Origin of the sequence: Hymenobacter glaciei, from assembly GCF_039539585.1 — a bacterium.
GTDB classification, from domain to species: Bacteria; Bacteroidota; Bacteroidia; order Cytophagales; family Hymenobacteraceae; genus Hymenobacter; species Hymenobacter glaciei.
Window position 1 is genome coordinate 79,987 of record NZ_BAABDK010000011.1, and the last position, 23,139, is coordinate 103,125.

A 23,139-nucleotide genomic window follows, 5' to 3' on the forward strand; every position below is an offset into this window, starting at 1 on the left:
GTCATGCCGAGCGCAGCCGAGGCATCTCGCGTGGGGTAGTAATCCAATCGTTGAAAAGAGTTAGTGGTGGCACGCGAGATGCCTCGGCTGCGCTCGGCATGACGTTCTTCCAATTCAGTGAAAGACTACCTCCTGTTCGTCGATACCGAGACCTCGGGCATCCCGCGCGACTGGAACAAGCCGTATGCTGCGCGGGGCAACTGGCCGCACATTGCGCAGCTGGCCTGGGTGGTGTACACCCGCGCCGGCGAAGAGGTGAAGGCCGAAAACCACTACATCCAGCCCAACGACTACGACCTCGACCCGGCTTCCGGCAGCGTGCACGGCCTCACGCTGGAATTCCTGCGGACGCATGGCGAGTCGCGCCACGCCGTGATGCAGGCCCTGCACCGCGACCTGCTGCATTATCAACCGCAGGTGGTGGCCCATTTCATGCAGCTCGACTACCACATGGTAGGAGTAGGGTTTCACCGCGCCGGCCTCACCAACCCGATGCTGGGGCTGCCCACGTTTTGCACAATGCGCGCCACCGGGCCGCTATTGAGGCACTCATCGCAGGGCTTCCTGCGGCTGGGCGAGCTTCACCAACGGCTTTTCAAGGAGGACCAGCCCCGCGAGCACGACGCCCTCGCTGATGCCTATGCCGCAGCGCGCTGCTTCTTCGAAATGCAGCGCCAAGGCATTGTGACGGATGAAATCATGCGCCAGCAAGGGCCGCCGGTGGGGCTGCAGCAACCGATGCCGGCTAGCCAGCGGCTCCGGATTGGCGTGGCCCCGTGGCTGCTGGTGGCCACCGTGCTGCTCGTGCTGCTGGCGTTTCTGCTGATTGGGTGAGGGGTGAACAGATATGGAAAACGCAATGAATGAACGTCATGCTGAGCGCAGCCGAAGCAGTTCTACCGCGCAAGTAATCAATGCTGACTGCAACGAAGCGGTAGAGATGCTTCGGCTGCGCTCAGCATGACGTTCCTTTTACTCACTACTCACTACTCACTACTCACTACCCCGCCTACCTATGTCCGATAAACTCGATTTTCTCCGCACCGTGGCTCCCTTCGACTTGCTGCCCGACGATGTGCTGGCTGAAGTTGCCGAGGGCTTGCAGGAGGTGCACCAGCCGCGCGAGGCCACCATCTATCTGCAGGACGAAACCAAGCTGCGTGGGCTCGACATCATCGTGCAGGGCGAGTACGAAACGTTTTTTTACGACAGCCAGCAGCACCGGCGCGTGGTGGAATACACCCGGCGCGGCGAGTGCTACGGCGGCATCTCGTTGTTGCTGAACAAGAAACGCTCGCTGCGCACCGTGGTGGCCAAGCGCGACACCCGCGTATACTTCCTGCACCGGCGCGAGTTTCTGGCGCTATGCCAGGGCTACGAAAGCTTCTTCCACTTCTTCACGGCGCGCTACGGGCGGCGCATGCTCGACGAGGAGTACGCCAACTTCGTGCGCCCCGCTACGGGCGGCAGTTCCAGCTCCAGCTACTTGGCATCGGACCAGCTGTTTTCGCGCCGCATCGAGACGCTGGAGTTGCGACCGGTGCTGCTGTGCGCGGCCTACGTGCCCATTTGCGAGGTGGCCCAGCGCATGGCCACCGCCCGCACCAGCTGCTACTTCATCACCGATGCCGACGTCGACGGCCAGGTTATCGGCTACGTCACGGACATTACCCTGCGCGACAAAGTGGTGGCCGGCCTGGCCGATGCCCGCCTGCCGGTCGAAACCATTGTGGATGCGCCGGTGGTCAGCATTAGCTCGCGGGCCTTTGTGTATGAGGCCATTTTGCTGATGTTTCGGACGAAGACGCGCTATTTGCTGGTCGAAACCGATGGCGAGTACGTGGGCTTCATCAGCCGCAACAAGCTGCTGACCGATGACCAGGCCCAGTCGCCGTTTATCTTCATCCAGTCGGTGAAGCAGGCGCAGGCCGTGCCCGAGCTGCGCCGCCGCTGGGAGCAGGTGCCCGAAATGGTGTACCAGCTGCTGAACCGCGGCGTGAAGCCTGAAATCGTGAATCAGGTTATTACCACGGTGTCGGATACCATTGCGCTGAAGCTGATTGAGGGCGCGATTGCCGAGCTGGGCCCGCCGCCGGCGCGCTTCGTGTACATGGTGTTGGGCAGCGAGGGCCGCAAGGAGCAAACCCTGCTCACGGACCAGGACAACGCCATTATCTACGAAGACAAGGCCAACGAGCAACGCGAATTGGTGCGCGACTACTTCGTGAAATTCGCCGGCATGGTGAGCGACCAACTCAACGAAATTGGGTTCAGCTATTGCGACGGCGGCTTCATGGCCAAAAACCCGAAGTGGACGCACTCGCTCTCGCACTGGAAGCGCAACTACGTGGAGTGGATGAGCGACGCCAACCCCGAAACGGGCATGCAGTTCGCCGCCTCCTTCGACTGCCGCTACCTCTACGGCGACGCCACTATCATGGACGAGCTGCACGAATTCCTGGCCCTGGAGCTGGAAAAACCCACCGACCGGTTCTTTCATTACCTCGCCGTGAACGCCCTGCAGTACGAGCCGCCCCTCACGTTCTTCCGCAACATCCGCACTTTTGCCCACGGCGACCAGCAGGTGTTCAACCTGAAGAAAACCATGTCGCCCATCGTCGACCTGGTGCGCATGTACGCCCTCAAGCACCGCATTTTCGCCACCAACACCGGCGAGCGCCTCGACGCCTTGCGCGCCCAAGGCGAATTCACGGAGCGCGAAACCCAGGAACTGCTGCAGGCCTACTATTACCTGATGGGCGTGCGCCTGAAAAAGCAGGCTGCCCAAATCATCCGCGACCACACCGCGCCGGACAATTACCTCGACCCCAGTACCCTGACCAAAGTCGAGCAAGTGACGCTGAAAGAGATATTCAAGGTTATCACCGATTTCCAGCTCAAGATTAAAGTTGGCTTTACGAAGTCGCTGGGGTAAAGCGGTTTTTGTAGAGACGCGACCCTTCGCGTCTCGGCGTTGAACGATGCTGCTTAGCTATTGGTGGGGCTACTTCCGGCGCATTTCTTCGCGCCGCATGGCCATCTTATCCACGGTGCCGAACAAATGGGCAGGCTGCATGGGATGCCTGCTTTTTTCCTTCACCCCGCCGTCTTTGCCGATGAGGGCGACGCAGAACGAGGGTAGCTTGAGGCCTATGTGCTGCATTAAATAGTTTCGGTCGATTGGCGAAAGCTAGTCGTACAGTACCTCCAGTACCAGAAAGTCGCGGTCGGCCAATTCTTGCGGGTGCGCGGCCAACAGCGCCTTTTGCGTTTTGAAATCGGCTTGCGCGGCGTTGGGCGCAGCGATGAGCAGCACGCGTTTCTTGCCGCGGCTTTCGCGCAGGGTTTGTTCCAGCGGCACGAGGTTAGGCGTTTGCGCGGAGCCGACCAGGAACAGACCAAGCAGAAGTGGAACGGCGAAAAGAGCGGAAATTTTCATGGAACAATAATGCAGCGAGGAAGTGACATAGAGACGCGTAGTGGCATTGCTCCGTTCGCGAGGCACAGGCCGGAACCGCGTTATTTGCAAATCCGCGCCCTATTCGCGGCTTCTTCCCGATGAAATCAACCCGCCTTGCCACTGCCTTTCTGCTCACGCTGGGCCTGCTCAACGCCTGCCAAACCACCAAGCCTGCTGTCATCACTGCTACCTCCGTTGTAATGAAACCCATCTGGCAATCGGACGCCTACAGCCTCTACCGCGACAGGGTGGTGCAGGGCCCGCACGAGGGCCGCGCCCTTTCGGCTACCCAGCTGACGTCTAACTACGTGAGCCCGGTGAACGACCGGCTGAGCCCGCGCGTTGAGTTCAAGTTCAGCATCAACGGCAAGGACAACGAGATGGCTCCCGGCCTGAACCACGTGCTGCTGGCCGTGGCCCGGCCCGGCGGCGCGGCCATCGAAACCCCGCCCATTGTGTTCGGGCAGTGCTACCAAGATGCCACCCCCCTGGCGGCCACCCAATACTTGGCTCCTAATACGCCCATTAAAATCCGGCTCGACATGCGCCCGGTGCTGGCCGCATTCAAGAAGGACGGCTATTTCACCACCTTCAAGGGCGACAAAATCTACCAGCAGGATTTCAAGCACGTGTACGTGGCTGGCGGCACCGCGCCCCTGAGCTGGGATTTCGACAACCTCACCAACAAGCCCGAGCTGGAGCTGACCGATGCCAACGGCGACGGCATCTACGAAGCCACCCTCACGCTGAACCAGCCCACCGCCGCCAAAACCATTGCCACGAGCTGGCAGCAAAGCATCAATACCGCCGATTTTCCGCAGTACAGCTCCGACTACCCGCTGGCCGACGCGCTCTACAATCTGGCCCTGGAGGAAGCCCGCCGTGCTGTGGAGCCCGACAGTACTTTCCGCACCGGCAAGGAGTGGGCGGGCGTCTGGACGCGCGATGTGAGCTACAGCATCATTCTGGCGCAGGCTGCGCTGCAGCCCAAAGTGGCCATGAACAGCCTGCTGCGCAAGGTGAGCCCCGATGGCCGCATCATTCAGGACACTGGCACGGGCGGGGCCTACCCGTGCTCGACCGACCGCATGATTTGGGCCGTGGCCGCCTGGGAAATTTACCAGGCCACCGGCGACCTGGCCTGGCTGCGCAAGGTGTTCCCCATCATCAAGCAAAGCCTGGCCGACGACGTGCAGAATGCCTACGACGAAAAAACGGGCCTCGTGCGCGGCGAGTCGTCGTTTCTGGACTGGCGCGAGCAAACTTACCCGCGCTGGATGCAGCCCGTCGACATTTACCAGAGCGAGAACCTGGGCACCAACGCCGTGCACTATCAGGCCAACGTGGTGTTGAGCCAGATGGCGGCCCGCCTGAGCCAGCCCGGCCAAGCGGCTCTTTACAAGCGTCAGGCCGAGGCCATCAAGCTCGGCATCAACGAGCACCTGTGGCAGGCCGATAAGGGGTACTACGGCCAGTACTTGTACGGCCGCACGGCCCTGTTGCTTTCGCCCAAAGCCGAGGCGCTCGGCGAGGCGTTGTGCGTGCTGTTTGGCGTGGCCGAGGGCGAGCGGGCCCAAACCGTCGTGAGCAAGACGCCGACCACGCCGTTCGGTATTTCCTGCATCTACCCGCAGATTCCGGGCATCCCGTCTTACCACAACGATGCCGTGTGGCCCTTCGTGCAGAGCTACTGGGCGCTGGCCGCCGCCAAGGCCGGCAACGAAGCTTCGGTGATGGAAAGCATAGCCGCCATCTACCGGCCGGCGGCGCTGTTTCTCACCAACAAGGAGAACTTCGTGGCCCGCAACGGCGACTTTGCCGGCACCCAGATTAATTCCAGCAACATGCTCTGGAGCCTTTCGGGCAGCCTGAGCTTGGTGTACAAAGTCCTCTTCGGAATCCAGTACCAGGGCGAGCAACTGGTATTCCGGCCCTTCGTGCCGCAGGCGTTTCAGGGCCAGCGCCGCCTCACGGGCTTTCCCTACCGCAAGGCGGTGCTGGATATCGAGATGCAGGGATTCGGCAACGAAATTGCCAGCATCACCATGGACGGGCAGCCGCTGGTCGACGCATCGGTGCCGGCCAGTCTCAGTGGCAGGCACTCGGTTAGCATCAAGCTACAGAGCGTCGTCCCAGCGGCTCAGCCTGTGAACCGCGTGGCCAATGTTGTAGCCCCTGAAACGCCTGCTGTGCAATTGGAGCTTGGTTATCTGAGTCACTTGAAATGGAGTGCAGTTGAAGGGGCTAAGGAATACAGGGTGCTGAAAAATGGGGCCCTTGATTCGACTATTGAGTCAGGTTTCTACCCCGTCACTATAGGCAATAACGCCTTTGCTTTCTATCAAATCATTGCCGTAGATGGTACTGGGCATAGTTCCTTCGCTAGCGAGCCTATTCAAACCGGATATTGGAATTCGGACTTCGAGATACAGCTCGAAACCGTAGCCCCCAAAGCCATTCAAGCTTATGAAGGCTATACCGGTAAAGGCTTCGTCGAAACCACTACCACCAAAAACACGACCCTGACCATCCCTGTCACGGTGCCGGAGGCGGGCCTCTATGCCCTCGATTTCCGTTACGCCAACGGCAACGGCCCCATCAATACCAACAACAAGTGCGCGATTCGCACGCTGCGGCGCGGCCCCAAACTGCTGGGCACCGTGGTGCTGCCCCAGCGCGGCGTGGAGGAATGGAGCAACTGGGGTTTCTCGAACCCCGTGCTGGTGCGCCTCGGCAAGGGTACTACCCGCCTGCGGCTGGCCTACGAGCCCGCCAACCAGAACATGAACATCGAGGTGAACCAAGCCATGCTCGACTGCCTGCGCGTGCGCCGGATAGAGTAGTCTGGTCTTTCTAACCCACTCTGCTGATGGGGTATGTTGTAATAAACTGACTATTAGATATATAAAACTATATGTATCGATGTTTCAACCGGACCTGATTATACTATTTGATTTATTTGATATAACATACGATGCAGTGCTCTTAAATGCTGTTTAATTTATAAATAATCCGATTTATTGTAAAGATTATATTTTTTTTTAGAAAAATATTATTCTACTTTGTGTTGTCGCTGGTAAAATTTGAGTTTTACCAAGACCCTTTATTGGGCAGTAAGGGTTATCTGTCCGCAGTTTATTTTTTTCACGTTTATGAAAGCTCTTTACTTCCTCGCGCTCGGCATCTTTGGGCAGTTCGCTGCCGTGGCTGCTCCCACGTTATACACATCGTCGTATACCGTGCAGCTGACAGGACAGCGTTATTATGCCTATCCTGCCGCGCAGGTGTGCAACTCTGACTTTGCCCAGTCGGATGACGAGCGCACACTACCCACTGCGCTCGGCGGCGGCGGCGGCTGGAACGCTGGGAACCAGTCGTTCACATCCACGGCTATTCCTAACAACATGTCGGTAAAGTCAGTATCGGTGACGTTACATTTCAGTACAGATGTTACCGCACCCATCACTCTAAAACTTAATGGGACGCCGGCCGAAACTATTTGGTCAGAAGCAGGCATTCTGCGCGATGGTTGCCAAACTGCTACCTTTCAGTTTCCTACCACTGCCTACGTCGATGGTGGCGTGAATACCGTGAACGTGACGGTAGGTGCCAATGCTGTAGTGGCAGTAAGTAGCGAAATAACGACCATTACCTACTCGGTTGGTAAGGGCTCGAACGGCGATACCCACGGTGCATTGGTGCAGGTGTGCCACAAAGGCAGCCCCATCTATGTTGCAGCTAGTGCTGTTGCAGCCCACATTGGCCACGGCGATAGCCAAGGCGATTGCACCACGCCCGCTACTGCCAAAGCAACTCCAGCCGTTGCAACTGAGCTGAGCGTGTCGCCCAACCCGGCTACCGACCAGGTTGCCTTTTCCTTCCGCACTGCCGGACCCGGCAAGACCCAGCTTCAGGTATACAACCAGTGGGGCAAGTTGGTCGCCACCGTGTACAACAAGAACAGCGAAGCCGGCGAGCTCAACGTGGTGCCTTTCAACAGCCAGCAGTTGCCCGAAGGCCTGTACCTCTGCCGGTTGGTTAGCAATTTCGGTGTTCAGACAACACGTTTGACCGTGAGCAAATAACTTCCCTCAAACAGCAAAAAGCCCCCATCGATTTTTGTCGGTGGGGGCTTTTTGCTGCCTATACTAAGCCTAAAGCCATCCGGAAGTCTGGCTGCCACCCAGGCTGGCTGTTCTGGCTACCAGCAAGAGACTAGGTGCTGCCGACGCGACCCAGTCTGTTGCCGCGTGGACGGTAGAATAGCGCTAAAATTATAGCTGAAAAACAGTGAAAATCAATAATTGGATATCGCTGGGAGAGGATTAGCTTTGCCAGGGTTGGTTGCAAAATCTTAGCCAATCCATCCGCATCTTTTTTCTGCCCTTTTATGAAACAACCTTCCCGCCCGCCCCACGAACTCGACGTAGCTGGCGTGCTTACCCCAACGGAGTTTAACACCGCGGCAGACCTATGGCGGAGCATTCGCCAGGCTGGCGGCCGCGAGCTGACTAACTGCCTGTTGCCTTCTGGCGTTGCCAACCGCCTGCCGGCCGTGTATTTCCCGGTGATGCAGGTTGTAGAGCTGGTGTCGGCGGTAGGCGTGCAAAGCATCCGGGCACGCTTCGTGGTGCTGCGCGATGAGAAAAACCACCCGCATTTTTCGGTAGTTATGTACGCTGCCGGGGCCAACGATACCGTGCTGAGTTCCTATTATTTGGCCACACGCTACTGGAGCTCGAAGCCTGGGACTTCCGTGGCCTATAGCGGCCCGATGGCTCCAAAGTATAGCCGCGATGCGCCAAAACACGCGCTGCCGGTTGCGCTGGCAAACTATTGGGTAGGCAATTGGGGCAATGCTGTTCGCTACCCCACCAGCCCAGCCCTGTTCACGAGTGCGGGCCAACCGCTGCATGGCTACAACTTCGCCCTAAGCGACCTGATGGACCCGCTCCGGGGCCTGGGTGAATTCAAAGACCAGGTGCTGGCAATGAGTTTTGGCCTGCACACTTTTCTGAATTCCAACGGCACCATCGATGCTCCAGTTGCCACCCTCGGGTTGATGCTGCGGATGGTAAACACTTCGGCCAAAGATGAAGCCGGAGTAGGAGATGAGGCTGGAGCAGGAGACGATGCTTACGATGTGGGCACACCATGCCCCCCAGCGCCCTGATAACCAGTCCCACATGTGGGAGTAACTGCTGCTGAAGCGTCGCCTGGCATGAAGTACGACCCTGTTTCTTTAATTGTGCTGGTTGGGCAATGCCAGCAGGTATTATTATTGCTGGCAGGCCTGCTTGGCCTGTTTCGATTTCGGACACTGCTCCCAGAACTGCGGTGGCTGGTTGGGCTAATTTGGTTTGGGTTGACTCTGGAGTTGGCATCGTTCACTTTGGGTAAGCTTTATCACGCCAACTTATGGTTGATGCCCATCGACGCAACGGGCGAGGTGTGGCTGCTGTCGCTGGTATTTGCCCTGGCGTTGCAGTCGCCAAATTTCTCACGGGTTCGGCCGTGGGTAGTGGCGGTATTTGTTATTTATGCGGCGCTGAGCAGTGGCCTCACGATTACGTTTTCACGCGAAGCAGCCCGCTTCCCACCCGCGCTGCAGGTATTCGAAGCCCTGCTCATATTAGGAATGAGCATGCTTTACTTCCGCAAACTGCTCAACGAACTCCGGGTACGGGTACTTACCCACGACCCGATGTTTTGGGTGTCGGCCGGGTTAGTTATTTACTCCCTTAGCAAGCTACTGATTGCGTTGTTCAGCAATTTCATTCTAGAGCATTATTCTCAAAACCTGAGCCTGCTGGTGTGGACGATTAATGGTATGTTGACCCTCGTACTTTACTTCTGTTACCTTCGGGCTTTATGGTTGCGCCCGCAGAAGTAACCTTCGCGCCCCTGTTGTTGGGCGGCATTGGCCTGATGGTGCTGGTGGCAGGGGCGTTTGTATGGTTTGTGGTGAGCTACCAGCAGCGCCTCTACCGCCAGCAGCTGGCCCAGCGGGCAGTCGAAGCAGCCCATCAGCAAGCCCTGCTGGCAGCAGTTATCGACGCACAGGAGGCCGAGCGTGCCCGCATTGGCCGCGACCTGCACGACGACGTAGCCTCGTCGGTGGCCATGGCCCAAATGCTCATCGAGCGCCTCGCCACCCACGATACTGCCGATGACCCCGCCGCCCTGTTTGGGCTGGCGCGCGAGGTGCTGGGCGCCGCCGTGGCCGATGTGCGCAGCACTTCCCACCAGCTGTACCCGGCCAGCCTGGCCCTGGTGGGCCTGGTGAAGGCCCTGGAGCGGCTGGCCGACCTTAGCCGCCATTCCGAAACCCTGGCGGTGCACTTTGAGGCCCATTACCCGCACGCGCTGCCGCCGGCTGCCGAGCTGGCCCTCTACCGCATCTGCCAGGAGCTGGTGCACAATGCCCTCAAGCACGCGCACGGAGCCACCAACCTGCGCATTGGCCTGCACCAGGCCAAAACCAAGCTCGTATTGGCCGTGGAGGATGATGGCTGCGGCTTTGTGCCCGAGCATTCCGGGGCAGCTACCCTGGCTGGGGCCGGGGTTGGCCTGCGCAGCATCGATGCGCGGGTGCAGTTGCTGGGAGCCCGGCTGGTGCAACGCACCGCCCCCGGCCAGGGCACGAGCACCCACGTCGAACTCAACCATCAGGCGGTGGAATTGTAGGCGCGGGTGCCAACGTTCCCGGCAACGATTGCGCAAATAAAGCGGGTGCTGAAAGGCCTTTTGGGCAGCTTTCGCGGTTGGTTGGGGGTAATATTGTTGGGGCCAGCCACGCGGCCGGCCCACCTTGTGCAACTGACTTAACCGGCTTTGATAGTGATGAAAACAAGTGCCACGCTGCTGCTGGCGGGCCTCTCGGCGCTGCTGGCCACGGCATTTCGGCCGGCCGCCGCGCCGCCCACGCAGCTTTTCCTGGTTGGCGACTCGACCATGGCCGATAAGCCCGACCTGAGCAAGCCCGAGCGCGGCTGGGGCATGGAGTTCGGCCAGTACTTCGACAACGGGGTGGTGATTCGCAACACGGCCGTGAACGGGCGCAGCACCAAAAGCTTCTACCGCGAGGGCCGCTGGACCAAGGTGCTCGAGGCCCTGAAGCCCGGCGACTGGGTGTTCATCCAGTTCGGCCACAACGACTCGAAAACCGAGGACAGCACCCGCTCGGCTCCGGCCCAGACGCTGTACCGCCAGCTCCTCACCAAGTTCGTGCTCGAAGCCAAAGCTAAAGGCGCCAACCCCGTGCTGCTGACACCAGTGGGCCGCCGCTATTTCGACGAGGCCGGCAAGCGCAGGGACGACCACGGCGAATACCCCGGCGTGGTGCGCGAGGTAGCCAAAGCCCAAAAGGTGCCGCTGATTGACCTGCACGAGCAAAGCTGGGCTATGTACTTGCAGCTTGGAGAAGCGGGTACGCGGCCGCTGTTCTGGAGCTACCAGAACGGCTACTACCAGCAAAACCCCGTGCCGCCGGCTAAAAACGACAACACCCACTTCTCGGAATACGGTGCCACCCGCGTGGCCCAGCTGGTGGCCCAGCAAATACAGGCCCAGCACCTGGCCCTTGCCAGCCACCTCAGCCACACGGCCTATGCTGGCAAGCTGACGGCCGACCTACCCGTTGTGCTGCAAACCGCTTTCAAAAAAGACACCTTCAACCTGGCCAAGTACGGCGGCGTGGCCGACGGCCAGACCCTGAACACCGAGGCGTTCCGCAAGGCCATTGCGGCCTGCGCAGTGGGCGGCGGCACCGTGCTGGTGCCGCGCGGCCTGTGGCTCACGGGCCCCATCGCCCTGCAGAGCAACGTGAACCTGCACCTGACCACCGGCGCGCTGGTGCAGTTTACGGCCGACCGCAGCCAGTACCCGCTCATCAAAACCACCTGGGAAGGGGAGGAGGCTATTCGCAGCCAGGCCCCAATTTCGGGCGTGGACCTCACGAACATTGCCATCACCGGCAACGGCACCTTTGATGGGGCCGGCGACGCCTGGCGCCCAGTGAAGAAGAACAAGCTCAACGAAACGCAGTGGCAGAAGCTGGTAGCTTCGGGCGGCGTGCTCAGCGACAAAAAGGACTACTGGTACCCTTCGGCCGGCTCGCTGAAGGGCAACCAACTGGCCACGGCCGCTACCCCTCGCAAAAGCCTCGACCCCACGGCGTTTGATGACATCCGTGATTTTCTACGGCCCAACATGCTTAGCCTCACGCGCTGCAAGCAGATTCTACTGGAGGACTTCGTCATTCAAAACTCCCCGGCCTGGACCATCCACCCGCTGCTGTGCGAAAACCTGACGGTGCGCCGCGTGACGGCCCGCAACCCCTGGTATGGCCAGAACACCGATGCCATCGACATCGAATCGTGTCGCAACGGTTTGATTGAGGGCTGCACGTTCGACGTGGGCGACGACGGCTTGTGCATCAAATCGGGCCGCGACGCGGAAGGCCGCAAGCGCGGCGTGCCCACCGAAAACTTCATCATCCGCGACTGCCGGGTGTACCACGCCCACGGTGGCTTCGTAATTGGCTCGGAAATGTCGGGCGGCGTGCGCAACCTCTACGTGAGCAACTGCACGTTTATGGGCACCGACGTGGGCCTGCGCTTCAAAACGGCCCGCGGCCGCGGCGGCGTGGTCGAAAACATTTTTGTTGATGGCATCGACATGACCGACATTGCCGGCGAGGCTGTGCTGTTCGACATGTATTACGCGGCCAAAGACCCCGTGCCGCTGGCCGGCGAAAGCACCGCCCCGCCCGTCATCGCTGCGCAGCCCCTAAACGAAGGCACGCCGCAGTTCAAGGGCTTTCGCATCAGCAATATTACCTGCAAGGGTGCCACCACTGGCATTCTGGTGCGTGGCCTGCCCGAGATGAGTATCAAGGACATTAGCATCGAAAACGCCGTTATCGAAAGCAAGAAGGGCCTCGTGTGCCAGGAAGCCGAAAACATTCGCCTCAAGAACGTCACCTTGCTCTCGGCCGATACCGCACCCGTGCTCGAGGTGCAGAATAGCCATAATATTATCCTCGATGGCATCCGCTACGCGGAGGGAGCCGAACTGCTTCTGCGCGTGACCGGTGACCGCAGCAAAGACATTCGATTGACCAATACCGATACGAAAAAGGCCAAGCGCGGCGTTGAGCTGGGCCCGAAAATGGCAAAGAAAACCGTGACACTAGCCACGCGGTAGTTATTTTTGATACAGGAACGTCATGTTGAGCGCAGCCGAGCCATCTCGCGTGCCAGGGTAATTCAATTACTACCCCACGCGAAGTGCCCCGGCTGCGCTCGACATGACGTTCGGCTATTTCCGTATTGTATGATGAAACGACTTTTTTTGCCGCTGCTGGTCCTGCTCGCCCAAACTGCTGATGCGCAAACCACTTCGGCCCCAACCACCCCAGCGCCAACCACTGCCGCCCAGGCCGCGCTGCTGGTCCCGTACTCGCAGCGCATGGCCGATGCCTTCATGAGCTGGCACCCGGATTCCATCGTCATCGGCTCGCGCAAAACGGCCCGTTGGGATTACGAGCAGGGCCTGATGCTGAAGGCCCTGGAGCGGGTGTGGCAGCGCACCGGCGATGCGAAATACTTCACCTACATTCAGAAGGACCTCGACCAGTACGTGCGCAAGGATGGCACCATTCGCACCTACAAAGCCGACGAATACCAACTCGATAACCTGACCACCGGCCATGCCCTGCTGCTGCTGGCCCAGGTGTCGGGCCCAAACCAGGAGAAGTATACCAAGGCCGCGCAATTGCTGCGCAAACAGCTCGACACCCAGCCGCGCACCAACGAAGGCGGCTTCTGGCACAAGAAAATCTACCCCGACCAGATGTGGCTCGATGGCTTGTACATGGCCGGGCCGTTCTATGCCGAGTACAGCCGCCTCTTCAACCAACCCGCCGGCCTCGACGATGTGGCCAAGCAATTCGAGCTGATTGAAAAGCGGTTGGTGGACCCTAAAACCGGCTTGCTTTACCACGGCTACGACGAAAGCCGCGAGCAGGCCTGGGCCAGCAAAACCACCGGCCAGAGCCCCCACTTCTGGGACCGCGGCATTGGCTGGTACGCCATGGCGCTGGTTGATGTGCTCGACTATTTCCCCGAAAACCATCCGCAGCGGCCCGTGCTCATCAACGCGCTGCAGCGGCTGGCCCCCGTGCTGGCCAAGTACCAGGACGTTAAAACCGGCACTTGGAACCTGGTGATGGGCGAGGAAGGCCGCAAAGGCAACTACGGCGAGGCCTCGGGCAGCAGCATGTTTGTGTATGCGCTGGCCAAAGGCGTCCGCCTGGGCTACATCGATAAAAAATACTTTGCAGTGGCCCGTAAAGGCTACTACGGCGTCATTACTTCCTTTCTGGAAACCTCAACGAAGGGCGCAGTATCCTTGGTTGGCACGGTGAGCGTGGGCGGGCTGGGCGGCAAGCCCTACCGCGACGGCAGCTATGAGTATTACCTCAGCGAACCCCTGCGCAAGAATGACTTAAAAGGGGTCGGTCCCTTCATTCTGGCCAGCACCGAAATGGAAATAGCGGCCGAAGCCATCCCCATCAAGCTAAAGAAAGATGGACTACCCCCCAAAGAGCTGAAAGTGGGGCTCGACTACTATTTTAACCACGAAACCCGCAAAAACACTTTCTCGGGCGAGCCCGAGCAATGGCACTACACTTGGGAGGAGCGCACCCACGGTGGTTTCTGGCTGTGGGGCAACCAATTGCGTGAGCTGGGCGCTCGCACCGTGGCCGTAACCGAAGCGCCCACCACCGCCAGCCTCAAGCCCTTGAGCGTGTACGTTATCGTCGACCCCGATACGCGCAAGGAGTCGCCCCAGCCCAACTACATCAAGGACGCCGACAGCAAGGTGATTACCGAATGGGTACGCGGCGGCGGTACCTTGGTGCTGCTTGCCAACGACACCGCCAACTGCGAAATCCGGCACTTCAACAAATTGGCCCAAAATTTTGGGGTGCAGTTCACTTCGCAGAGCGTGAACATGGTGCAGGGTAGCCGTTTCGAGCAGGGCCGGGTCGATTTGACACCGGGCAATGCCGTTTTCAAAAAGGCTACTTCTGCCTACATCAAGGAAGTGGCCGTGCTGAGCGTGGCCGCGCCTGCCCAGGCGCTGGTTACGAACAACGGCAAAGTCATCATGGCCACGGCGCGGCTAGGCAAGGGCAAAGTGTTCGTCCTCGGCGACCCGTGGCTGTATAACGAGTACATGGACGGTCGCAAGATTCCGGCCTCGTTCCCGAATTTCCAGGCCGGCAAGGACTTGGGCCGCTGGTTGCTGGGGAAGTAAAGAAAGTTTTGTCATGCTGAACGCAGTGAAGCACCTTATCACGCTGGAACGATTGGTTCTAACGTGATAAGGTGCTTCACTGCGTTCAGCATGACAACTGGCTACAGCCCAATCCGAAAATCTGCTTCGGCCCGCACGGGTGGGGCTGATGACTCGCGTATGACCAGCGTGGTGGGCAGCTTCACGGTGGCCGGAGGCGAAGCTTTCTGCTTGCGCTCGATGAGCTCGATGAGGCGCTCGGCGGCGAGCTGGCCTATCTCCTGGGCTGGTTGCGTCACCGTGCTTAGGGGCGGGTTCAGCATTTCGGCGGCGGGCAGGTTGGTGAAGCCAATGAGCGAAATATCCTCCGGAATGCGAATACCGCGCTTGCGCAGCGCCGTGAGGCAACCCAGCGCCAGCCGGTCGCTGGCCGTGAAAAACGCGTCGGGGCGCGGCTCCTGGGCCAGGAGCTGCTCCACCAGCTCGTCGGCCTCGTCGGGGCCGAAGGTGCCGTAGCGCACCAGGTTTTCATCGAAGGCCACACCGTACTGCTCCAGGGCGGCGCGGTAGCCGGCCAGGCGCTCCTGCGTGATGCTGAGGTAGGGCGGAATAGTGAGGTGCGCGATGCGGCGGCGGCCGGTTTGCAACAGGTGGGAGGTAGCGGCGTAGGCACCGCCGAAGTTGTCGGCCACTACCTGGGTCACGGGCAGGTCGGGGGCTACTCGGTCGAACAGCACCAGCGGCACGCCCTGCGCGTGCAGCGCGTGCAGATGGGTTACGTCGGAAGTCTCGCTGGAAAGGGAGAGGAGCAGGCCGTCGACGCGGCGGGCCACGGCCTGCTGCACATTGGCCATTTCGCGCTCGTAGCTCTCGTGCGTCTGGAAAATGATGACGTGGTAGCCGCGGTTGTAGGCAATGGCCTCGATGCCGTTGATGGCCTGCGAGAAGAAGTTATTGGCAATTTGAGGCACAATAACGGCCAGGGCCTTGCTGCTGCTGCCTTTCAGGCTGAGGGCAATGGGGTTGGGGCGGTAGTTGAGGCGCTCGGCATACTCCATCACGAGCCGCTTGGTCTCGGGGCTGATTTCGTAGCTGTCGCGCAAGGCCCGCGACACAGTCGACGTCGACAGGTTCAGGGCGCGGGCAATGTCTTTGATGGTAACGGGGTCCAAGCTGCTTTCCTTATAAAGTTCAATAAACGGCGGCAGCCGGGTGATGCTGAAAAGGCACCGCTAAATGGCCTGTAAGGTACTGCGAAAGGCCAAAATAGGTGAGCGGACACTCGCTGTCTGCAACGTGACATCGTTCCCGGCAACGATTGCACAAAAAAACATTGTCCAACTCTTGCTTTCGGCTGCTGCTGCCCAGAACCTTTAACTAGCCAACTGCTCCACAAGAGTAGGAAATATCTGGCTAATTACCGCTTAAAGTCCTAGCCCACCCCGCTTCGTTTATGACCTCGTTCCCTGCCCTTTTCAGTCTTGCCGGTCAGCGTGCCCTCGTTACGGGCTGCGACCGCGGCATTGGCCAGGCCATTGCCATCGGGCTGGCCGAGGCCGGGGCCGACATCCTCGGCGTGTCGCGCAGCCTGCCTGAAGGTGGCGAAACCGAAACTGCCGTGCGCGCCCTGGGCCGCGACTTTCGGGGCTACCGCGCCGACCTCGGCGATACGGCGCAGCTGCGGGCTTTTATCGAGCAGGTGCAGTCCGAATTTTCGGTTATCGATATTCTCGTCAACAACGCCGGCATCATCCGCCGCGCGCCGGCGGCCGAGCACTCCGACGAGGACTGGGACGCCGTGCTTAGCGTGAACCTTGACGCGCCTTTCCGGTTGGCCCGCGCTTTGGGCGGACGGATGCTGGAACGGGGCCGCGGCAAAATTATTTTCACGGCCTCGCTGCTCACGTTTCAGGGCGGCATCAACGTGCCGGGCTACGCGGCCAGCAAGGGCGCCATTGGCTCGCTGGTGAAGGCACTGGCCAACGAGTGGGCCAGCCGCGGAGTGGGCGTGAACGCCATTGCGCCCGGCTACGTGGCCACCGACAACACGGCGGCCCTGCGGCAGGATGCCGAACGCAGCGCCGCGATTCTGGCGCGCATTCCGGCCGGCCGCTGGGCCGAGGCCGACGATTTCAAAGGCCCGGCCGTGTTCCTGGCTTCGGCCGCGAGCAACTACGTGCACGGCACCATCCTCACCGTCGACGGCGGTTGGATGGGGCGGTGATTCAATGAGGAATGAAGAATGAGGAATGAAGAATTCCCTTTCGAATCGATTCCTCATTCTTAGATTCTTCATTCCTCATTAAATAAAATGACTCAGCGCTTTGCCATTGGCCCCCGCGAAACTGCCACGCTTGATACGAGCGGGTTGCGCGAGCATTTTCTGATTGAGAACATCTTCACGGCGGGCGAAATCGGGTTGACTTACACGCACTACGACCGCATGATTGTGGGCGGCGCGCAGCCGCTGGCTGAGGCGCTGGCCTTGCCCTGTCCCGAGTCGCTGAAAGCCAATTCCTTTCTGGAGCGCCGCGAGCTAGGTGCGCTGAATGTGGGCGGCCCCGGCACCGTGACGGTGGACGGCACCGTGTACGAACTGGGCAACCAGGACTGCCTGTACGTGGGCATGGGTTCGAAAGAAGTGAGTTTCGCCAGCGTTGACACAGGCAGCCCGGCCAAGTTTTACCTGCTGTCGGCCCCGGCGCACGCGGCGCACCCAACTACCCGCCGCACCCAGGCCGAAGCCACGCCGGTGCAGATGGGCGCGGCCGAAACGGCCAACGTGCGCACCATCTACAAGTACATCTACGCCGAGGGTATCCAAAGCTGCCAGTTGGTGATGGGGCTGACGCAACTGGCCCCCGGCAACGTGTGGAACACCATGCCGAGCCACACCCACGACCGCCGCATGGAGGCCTACCTCTACTTCAACCTGCCCCCGGGCCAGCGCGTGCTGCACCTGCTGGGCGAGCCCACCGAAACCCGCCCGCTGTGGGTGAGCAACGAACAAGCCATTCTCTCGCCGCCGTGGTCCATCCACACCGGCTGCGGCTCGGCGGCTTACGCCTTCATCTGGGGCATGGCTGGCGAAAACCGCGAATACACTGATATGGATGCCGTGCCTTTGGAGGCATTGCGCTAACAGGTTGGTTGTCAGTTAAAGGTTGTCAGTTGTTAGTCGCAATGCAACAGCTGGAACGACCTGGCAACTGACAACGAGCAACTGACAACTGAAAAACTCCCACCCAACATCCCCCTTTAAACCCATGAAAAAACATTTTCTCCTGCTCTGGCTGCTGCTCCTGGGGAGCATTGGGCTGGCCGCGGCACAGAGCCGCCAGGTTCAGGGCGTCGTGAAATCGGATACGGGCGAAACGCTGCCCGGCGTAACGGTGCTGGTGGAAGGCACCACCAATGGGGCCTCAACGGGCGCCAATGGCGACTACAGCATTACGCTGCCCGCGGGCAGCGACAACGCTACGCTGCGTTTTAGCTTCATTGGCTACACTGCCAAGTCGGTGAAAGTGGGCAGCCAGTCGAACATTAGCGTGACGCTGGTTACTGACAGCAAGCAGCTGGAAGACGTGGTGGTAATCGGCTACCAGGAGGTGCAGCGCCGCGACGTAACCGGCTCGGTGTCGTCGGTGGGCGCGCAGCAGATTAAGGACGTGCCCGTGAACTCGGCCGCGGAGGCGCTGACCGGCCGTTTGGCCGGCGTGCAGCTCACCTCGGCCGAAGGCACGCCCGGCAACGCCAACGTGCAGATTCGGGTGCGCGGCGGCGGCTCCATCACCCAGGACAACTCGCCGCTGTACGTGGTGGACGGCATTCAGGTAGAGAACGCGCTGTCGGTGATTTCGCCCCAGGACATTGCCTCGGTTGATGTGCTGAAGGATGCTTCGGCCACGGCCATCTACGGCGCGCGCGGAGCCAACGGCGTGGTCATCATCACCACCAAAAAAGGCCGCGACGGCAAGGTGGTGGTGAACTACACCGGCTTTGCCGGCGTGCGCCGCCTCTCGCGCAAGCTCGACTTGATGAAGCCCGCCGATTATGTGGACTACCAGTTTGAGCGGGCGCAGTCGATTGGCGTGGCCGCCGGTGGCATCAACACCTTCAAAACGGCTTTTGGCAGCAAGAACTATTTGAGCGATACGCTCAACCGCAGCCGCAACGCCCCGTTCATCGATTGGCAGGACGAGGTATTTGGCCGCGATGCCTTCCAGCAGACCCACAACGTGTCGGTGGCCGGCGGCGCGAAGGGCACGACGTACTCGCTGAGTTTGACCGACAACAAGGAGGACGGCATTCAGCGCGGCTCAGACTACGAACGCAAGCTGGTGAACTTCCGCTTCGATACCAAGGCCAGCGACCGGTTTTCGTTTGGCCTAAACGCCCGCTTCAACAACCAGGAAAGCAACGGCGCGGGCACCTCCAGCGCGCTGTCTACCATCACCTCGCGGCTACGCAACGCCGTGCAATTTCAGCCGCTGGCCGTGCCGCTGGCCGGCGCGCTCGACCCCACGCAGTTCGACGAAGACTTCTTCCAGCAAACCAGCCTGGTGAACCCGGTTATCGCCATCGATAACGAGTACCGCCTGGACCGCCGCCGCACCTACAACCTGAGCGGCAACGTGGCCCTGACCCTGATGCCCGGCCTGGTGTTCCGCTCCACGGCTGGCTTCGACATCACCGACACGCGCCTCGAAACCTTCAACGGCCGCTACTCGCCCACCATCCGGCAGGTGGCCGGCAACTACGCCGCCCTGCCCTTTGCCTCGCTCAGCTCGGGCGTGCAGACGACCATCAACAACTCCAACGTGCTGACCTACGCGCACAAAACCGGCCGCCACAGCTTCGATGCGCTGCTGGGCCAGGAGACGTACCAGCAGCAGGGCACCACGCAGTACATCCAAACCAACTTCCTGCCGCTGGATATTACTTCCCGGCAGGCGCTGGCCAACATCAACCAGGGCGTGCTGCCGGCCGGCACCCAGGCCCAGCCCAACCTGCCCACCACTGGCGTGGCCGCCAACTCGCGCATTCTTTCGGGCTTCGGCCGCCTGAACTACACGTTTGACGACAAGTACCTGCTCACGCTCACCATGCGCGCCGACGGCTCGTCGAAGTACGCGGAGGGCAACCGGGTGGGGTATTTTCCGGCCGCCTCGCTGGCCTGGCGGGTGTCGCAGGAGAGTTTTGTAAAATCGATTGAAGCCATTTCGGACCTGAAGCTGCGCGTGAGCTACGGCCAGGCCGGCAACAACCGCATCAACGACTTCTCCTACCTCAACCTGTTCTCAGGCGGCGGCGGCGAGTACTGGCTGAACCACATTCGGGTGGGCGGGGCCAACGTGCCCTTCCTGGCCAACCCTAACCTGAAGTGGGAAACCACCATTTCGCGCAACGTGGGCATGGACTTGGCCCTGTTTAACAACCGGCTGCAATTCACGGCCGATGCCTACTACAACACCACGCAGGACCTGCTGGTGGCCCGGCCCATTCCGGTGGTAACCGGCTACAGCTCGCAGCTGCAAAATATTGGCTCGACTTCAAACCGCGGCCTGGAATTGCAGCTCAGCGGCACGGTGTTGCAAACGCCGGACTTCACCTGGACGGCCAACCTGAACACCTCCTTCAACCGGGGCCGGATTGAAAGCCTAGGCGGCGCCCCCGAGATTCCGGGCGTGTACTCGGGCTGGGCCAGCACGGCCATCTCGCAGGATTTTGTGGCCCGCGTGGGCAGCCCCATCGGCCTGATGTACGGCTACGTGACCGACTTCGACAACGGCCGCAAGGGCTTTTATACCGCCGATGATTTCTCGGGCTACAACGCCACCACCCGCACCTGGGTGCTGAAAGCGGACATTCCGTCGAACGTAGGGGTGCAGGGTCAGGCCCTGGCCCCCGGCATCATCAAGCTGAAGGACCTGAACGGCGACGGCATCGTGAACGAGCTGGACCGCACGGTCATCGGCAACGCCAACCCCAAATTCACGGGTGGCTTCAACAACCAGTTTTCTTTCAAGGGTTTTGATGCCAGCATCTTCGTCAACTTCGTGTACGGCAATGATGTGTACAACGCCAACAAGCTGGAGTTCACCAGCGCCATCAACCCCCTCAGCAACATGCTGGGGCTGATGAACGACCGGTACCGCACCATCGACGCCAACGGCGTGGCCATCACCGACCTAGAAGTGTCGCGCGCCGCGAACCAGAACGCCCAAATCTGGCAGCCCACCCGCCAGCTATTCACCCACTCGTGGGCCATCGAGGACGGCTCGTTTCTGCGCATCAACAACCTCACGCTGGGCTACTCGCTGCCTAAGGCCCTCATCAGCCGGGCCAAGCTCACGCAGCTGCGCTTCTACGTGACGACCAACAACCTCTACACCTTCACCAAATACACCGGCTACGACCCCGAAGCCAACACGCGCCGCGCCACCGGCCTCACGCCTGGCGTGGACTACGCCGCCTACCCGCGCAGCCGCGCATTTCTCTTCGGCATCAACCTGGCCTTGTAATCTCCTGAAATCATGAAAATTACTAAACTACGCCTGACGCTGGGGGCCGCCTCGCTAGCCCTGTTGGCCGGCCTGAGTGCCTGCAAAGACTACCTCGACGTGACGCCTGATGCCTTCTACACCACCGAGCAGCTGTTCGGAACGGTGAGCGGCGCCACCACGGCCGTGGTGGGCGCCTACGACCTGCTCTCGGGCGACCGCACCTACGGCACCCGCCTGAACCTGTATTACCCTTACGATACCGACGAGCTAATTGGCGCGCCCGGTGCGGCCAACTCCGGCAACCGGGGCCTGTCGCGCTACAAGGCCCTGCCCACCAACGCCGAAGTCATAAACCCCTGGAACGACCTGTACGTGGGCGTGGAGCGGGCCAACATCTGCATCAAGAACATCCCGCAGATGGCCCTGTACCGCAACGGCACCTCGGCCGATACTGCCACCCTGCACCGCCTTCACGGCGAGGTGCTGACCCTGCGCGCCCAGTATCTGTACGAGCTGATTCGGAACTGGGGCGACGTGCCGGCCCCGCTCACGCCCACCGACGCCTCGGCCAGCTTCCAGCTGCCATCGGCCGACCGCAACGTGACCCTCGACACGCTGATTGCCAACCTGGGCCGGGCCTCGAAGCTGGTGCCGTGGCGCACCAACGCCGGCGCGCCCACCGAGCGCATCACCAAGGGCGCGGTGAAGGCCCTGCGCGCCCGCCTGGCTTTGCAGCGCGGCGGCTACTCGGCCAATGCGCGCACCGGTGCTATTGAGCGCCCCGCCGACTACCTCACCTACTATCGCATCGCGCAGCAGGAATGCGCCGATTTGATGCGTAACCGCAACCAGCACACGCTCAATTCCAGTTTCTACGACCTGTTCAAGAGCATCAACGAGCAGCGCCGCGAGTCGGCCAACGAAATCATGTTTGAAGTGGCCATGGGCGGCAGCAGCGCCGTGTCAGACAGCAAGCACGGCTATTACGACGGCCCCCGCCTGAACGCCTCGCCCATCTTCGGGTCCTCGCAGGGCTCCATCGTGGCCGTGCCCACCTACTTCTACGCCTTCGACTCGACGGACGTGCGGCGCGACATCACCCTGACGCCCTACACCATCGGCAACACCAACAACCAAGCGGGCACCAGCCTGACTGCGGTGACTACTGGCAAGTTTCGGCGCGATTGGCGCGTGCCCACGCTGCCCGGCACCGGCAACTACCTGGGCTACAACTGGGTGTTGATTCGCTTTGCCGACGTGCTGCTGATGTTTGCCGAGGCCGAAAACGAGCTGAACGGCCCCACCACGGCCGCCAAAAGTGCCCTGCTCGAGGTGCGCACCCGTGGCTTTGGCGGCAACGCCACCCGCGCCGCCGCCAACCTGGATTTGACCTCAAAAACATCCTTCTTCACCACGCTGCAAAAGGAGCGCCTGCTGGAATTCGGCGGCGAAGGCATTCGCAAATACGACCTGCTGCGCTGGGGCATGCTGGCCACCAAACTGGCCGAAACCAAAGCCGAGCTGGCCAAGATGCAGGCCGGCCAGGCGCCCTACAACACCGTGCCGCAGTACCAGTATTACCGGGTGGTGAACGGCCTGGTGCAGTGGGCCCGCTCGTTCTACCGGCCTTCGCCGGCCGCTACGCCCACCGGCACCACCCGCGTGAACTGGCGCCTGGCCGTGGACGCGGCTTACATCACCAACACCCGTCCGGGTGGCACCGGCCTGGCCGCCGATTTCGTGCCCAACGTGGGCAAGGAGTTGCTGCCCATCCCGCAAAGCACCATCGACACCGACCCGAATGTGAAGCAGAATTTCGGCTACTAGCCCTAGCTGGGGTAGGCTTGCCAGGGCAGGGCTCATTCGCCC

General features: G+C 60.7%; 14 protein-coding genes and 1 pseudogene. 13 read left to right on the forward strand and 2 right to left on the reverse strand.

The features are described from left to right. Positions 1-117: 117 nt before the first annotated feature. Positions 118-834, forward strand: a complete 717-nt coding sequence (locus ABD837_RS07090) for a 3'-5' exonuclease (RefSeq protein ID WP_345052138.1) — start codon at positions 118-120, stop codon at positions 832-834. Positions 835-1,015: 181 nt separating this feature from the next. Further along, positions 1,016-2,935: a DUF294 nucleotidyltransferase-like domain-containing protein gene (locus tag ABD837_RS07095; RefSeq protein ID WP_345052139.1), complete on the forward strand. Its 1,920-nt coding sequence runs from the start codon at positions 1,016-1,018 to the stop codon at positions 2,933-2,935. Positions 2,936-3,004: 69 nt separating this feature from the next. Here the strand turns inward: ABD837_RS07095 and ABD837_RS07100 are convergent. Then, positions 3,005-3,439, reverse strand: a pseudogene (locus tag ABD837_RS07100) (DUF4174 domain-containing protein). Positions 3,440-3,558: 119 nt separating this feature from the next. Between ABD837_RS07100 and ABD837_RS07105 the strand changes: the two are divergent. From ABD837_RS07105 to ABD837_RS07135, 7 genes are all read left to right on the forward strand, one after another. Then, positions 3,559-6,303 carry an alpha-L-rhamnosidase-related protein gene (locus ABD837_RS07105; RefSeq protein WP_345052142.1) on the forward strand — a complete coding sequence of 915 codons (2,745 nt, stop codon included), beginning with the start codon at positions 3,559-3,561 and terminating at the stop codon, positions 6,301-6,303. Positions 6,304-6,612: 309 nt separating this feature from the next. Then, positions 6,613-7,545 (forward strand): T9SS type A sorting domain-containing protein, encoded by a 933-nt coding sequence (locus ABD837_RS07110; RefSeq protein WP_345052145.1) that lies wholly within the window; start codon positions 6,613-6,615, stop codon positions 7,543-7,545. A gap of 305 nt (positions 7,546-7,850) precedes the next feature. Continuing rightward, positions 7,851-8,633, forward strand: coding sequence for a hypothetical protein (locus ABD837_RS07115; RefSeq protein ID WP_345052148.1), 783 nt, complete (start codon positions 7,851-7,853; stop codon positions 8,631-8,633). Positions 8,634-8,648: 15 nt separating this feature from the next. Then, positions 8,649-9,353, forward strand: coding sequence for a hypothetical protein (locus tag ABD837_RS07120; protein ID WP_345052150.1), 705 nt, complete (start codon positions 8,649-8,651; stop codon positions 9,351-9,353). Then, positions 9,332-10,147, forward strand: coding sequence for a sensor histidine kinase (locus ABD837_RS07125; protein WP_345052153.1), 816 nt, complete (start codon positions 9,332-9,334; stop codon positions 10,145-10,147). Before ABD837_RS07120 ends, ABD837_RS07125 begins: the two co-directional genes overlap by 22 nt. Positions 10,148-10,303: 156 nt before the next feature. Beyond that, positions 10,304-12,667 carry a glycosyl hydrolase family 28 protein gene (locus ABD837_RS07130; RefSeq protein ID WP_345052155.1) on the forward strand — a complete coding sequence of 788 codons (2,364 nt, stop codon included), beginning with the start codon at positions 10,304-10,306 and terminating at the stop codon, positions 12,665-12,667. A 129-nt stretch (positions 12,668-12,796) separates the two neighbouring features. Further along, a complete protein-coding gene (locus ABD837_RS07135; RefSeq protein WP_425554307.1) occupies positions 12,797-14,785 on the forward strand; it encodes a glycoside hydrolase family 88 protein in 1,989 nt (662 codons plus the stop codon). Between the two features lie 101 nt (positions 14,786-14,886). Here the strand turns inward: ABD837_RS07135 and ABD837_RS07140 are convergent, their stop codons facing one another. Further along, positions 14,887-15,936 carry a LacI family DNA-binding transcriptional regulator gene (locus tag ABD837_RS07140; protein WP_345052159.1) on the reverse strand — a complete coding sequence of 350 codons (1,050 nt, stop codon included), beginning with the start codon at positions 15,934-15,936 and terminating at the stop codon, positions 14,887-14,889. Positions 15,937-16,217: 281 nt separating this feature from the next. Between ABD837_RS07140 and ABD837_RS07145 the strand changes: the two genes are divergently transcribed. From ABD837_RS07145 to ABD837_RS07160, 4 genes are all read left to right on the forward strand, one after another. Further along, entirely contained in the window at positions 16,218-16,988 is a 771-nt protein-coding gene (locus tag ABD837_RS07145) for an SDR family oxidoreductase (protein ID WP_345052162.1), read from the forward strand. Between the two features lie 87 nt (positions 16,989-17,075). Beyond that, on the forward strand, positions 17,076-17,906 hold the full coding sequence (gene kduI / locus ABD837_RS07150; protein ID WP_345052164.1) for a 5-dehydro-4-deoxy-D-glucuronate isomerase: 831 nt from the start codon (positions 17,076-17,078) through the stop codon (positions 17,904-17,906). 124 nt (positions 17,907-18,030) lie between these two features. After that, positions 18,031-21,288: a SusC/RagA family TonB-linked outer membrane protein gene (locus ABD837_RS07155; RefSeq protein WP_345052166.1), complete on the forward strand. Its 3,258-nt coding sequence runs from the start codon at positions 18,031-18,033 to the stop codon at positions 21,286-21,288. Between the two features lie 12 nt (positions 21,289-21,300). Further along, positions 21,301-23,097: a RagB/SusD family nutrient uptake outer membrane protein gene (locus tag ABD837_RS07160; protein WP_345052168.1), complete on the forward strand. Its 1,797-nt coding sequence runs from the start codon at positions 21,301-21,303 to the stop codon at positions 23,095-23,097. Positions 23,098-23,139 lie beyond the last annotated feature (42 nt).

Bases quoted from the DNA above. Each gene is read 5' to 3' on its own strand.
- ABD837_RS07135 (WP_425554307.1), top strand. From the start codon at position 12,797: ATGATGAAACGACTTTTTTTGCCGCTGCTGGTCCTGCTCGCCCAAACT.
- ABD837_RS07110 (WP_345052145.1), top strand. From the start codon at position 6,613: ATGAAAGCTCTTTACTTCCTCGCGCTCGGCATCTTTGGGCAGTTCGCT.
- ABD837_RS07130 (WP_345052155.1), top strand. From the start codon at position 10,304: ATGAAAACAAGTGCCACGCTGCTGCTGGCGGGCCTCTCGGCGCTGCTG.
- ABD837_RS07145 (WP_345052162.1), top strand. From the start codon at position 16,218: ATGACCTCGTTCCCTGCCCTTTTCAGTCTTGCCGGTCAGCGTGCCCTC.
- ABD837_RS07115 (WP_345052148.1), top strand. From the start codon at position 7,851: ATGAAACAACCTTCCCGCCCGCCCCACGAACTCGACGTAGCTGGCGTG.
- ABD837_RS07105 (WP_345052142.1), top strand. From the start codon at position 3,559: ATGAAATCAACCCGCCTTGCCACTGCCTTTCTGCTCACGCTGGGCCTG.
- ABD837_RS07125 (WP_345052153.1), top strand. From the start codon at position 9,332: ATGGTTGCGCCCGCAGAAGTAACCTTCGCGCCCCTGTTGTTGGGCGGC.
- ABD837_RS07155 (WP_345052166.1), top strand. From the start codon at position 18,031: ATGAAAAAACATTTTCTCCTGCTCTGGCTGCTGCTCCTGGGGAGCATT.
- kduI (WP_345052164.1), top strand. From the start codon at position 17,076: ATGACTCAGCGCTTTGCCATTGGCCCCCGCGAAACTGCCACGCTTGAT.
- ABD837_RS07095 (WP_345052139.1), top strand. From the start codon at position 1,016: ATGTCCGATAAACTCGATTTTCTCCGCACCGTGGCTCCCTTCGACTTG.
- ABD837_RS07160 (WP_345052168.1), top strand. From the start codon at position 21,301: ATGAAAATTACTAAACTACGCCTGACGCTGGGGGCCGCCTCGCTAGCC.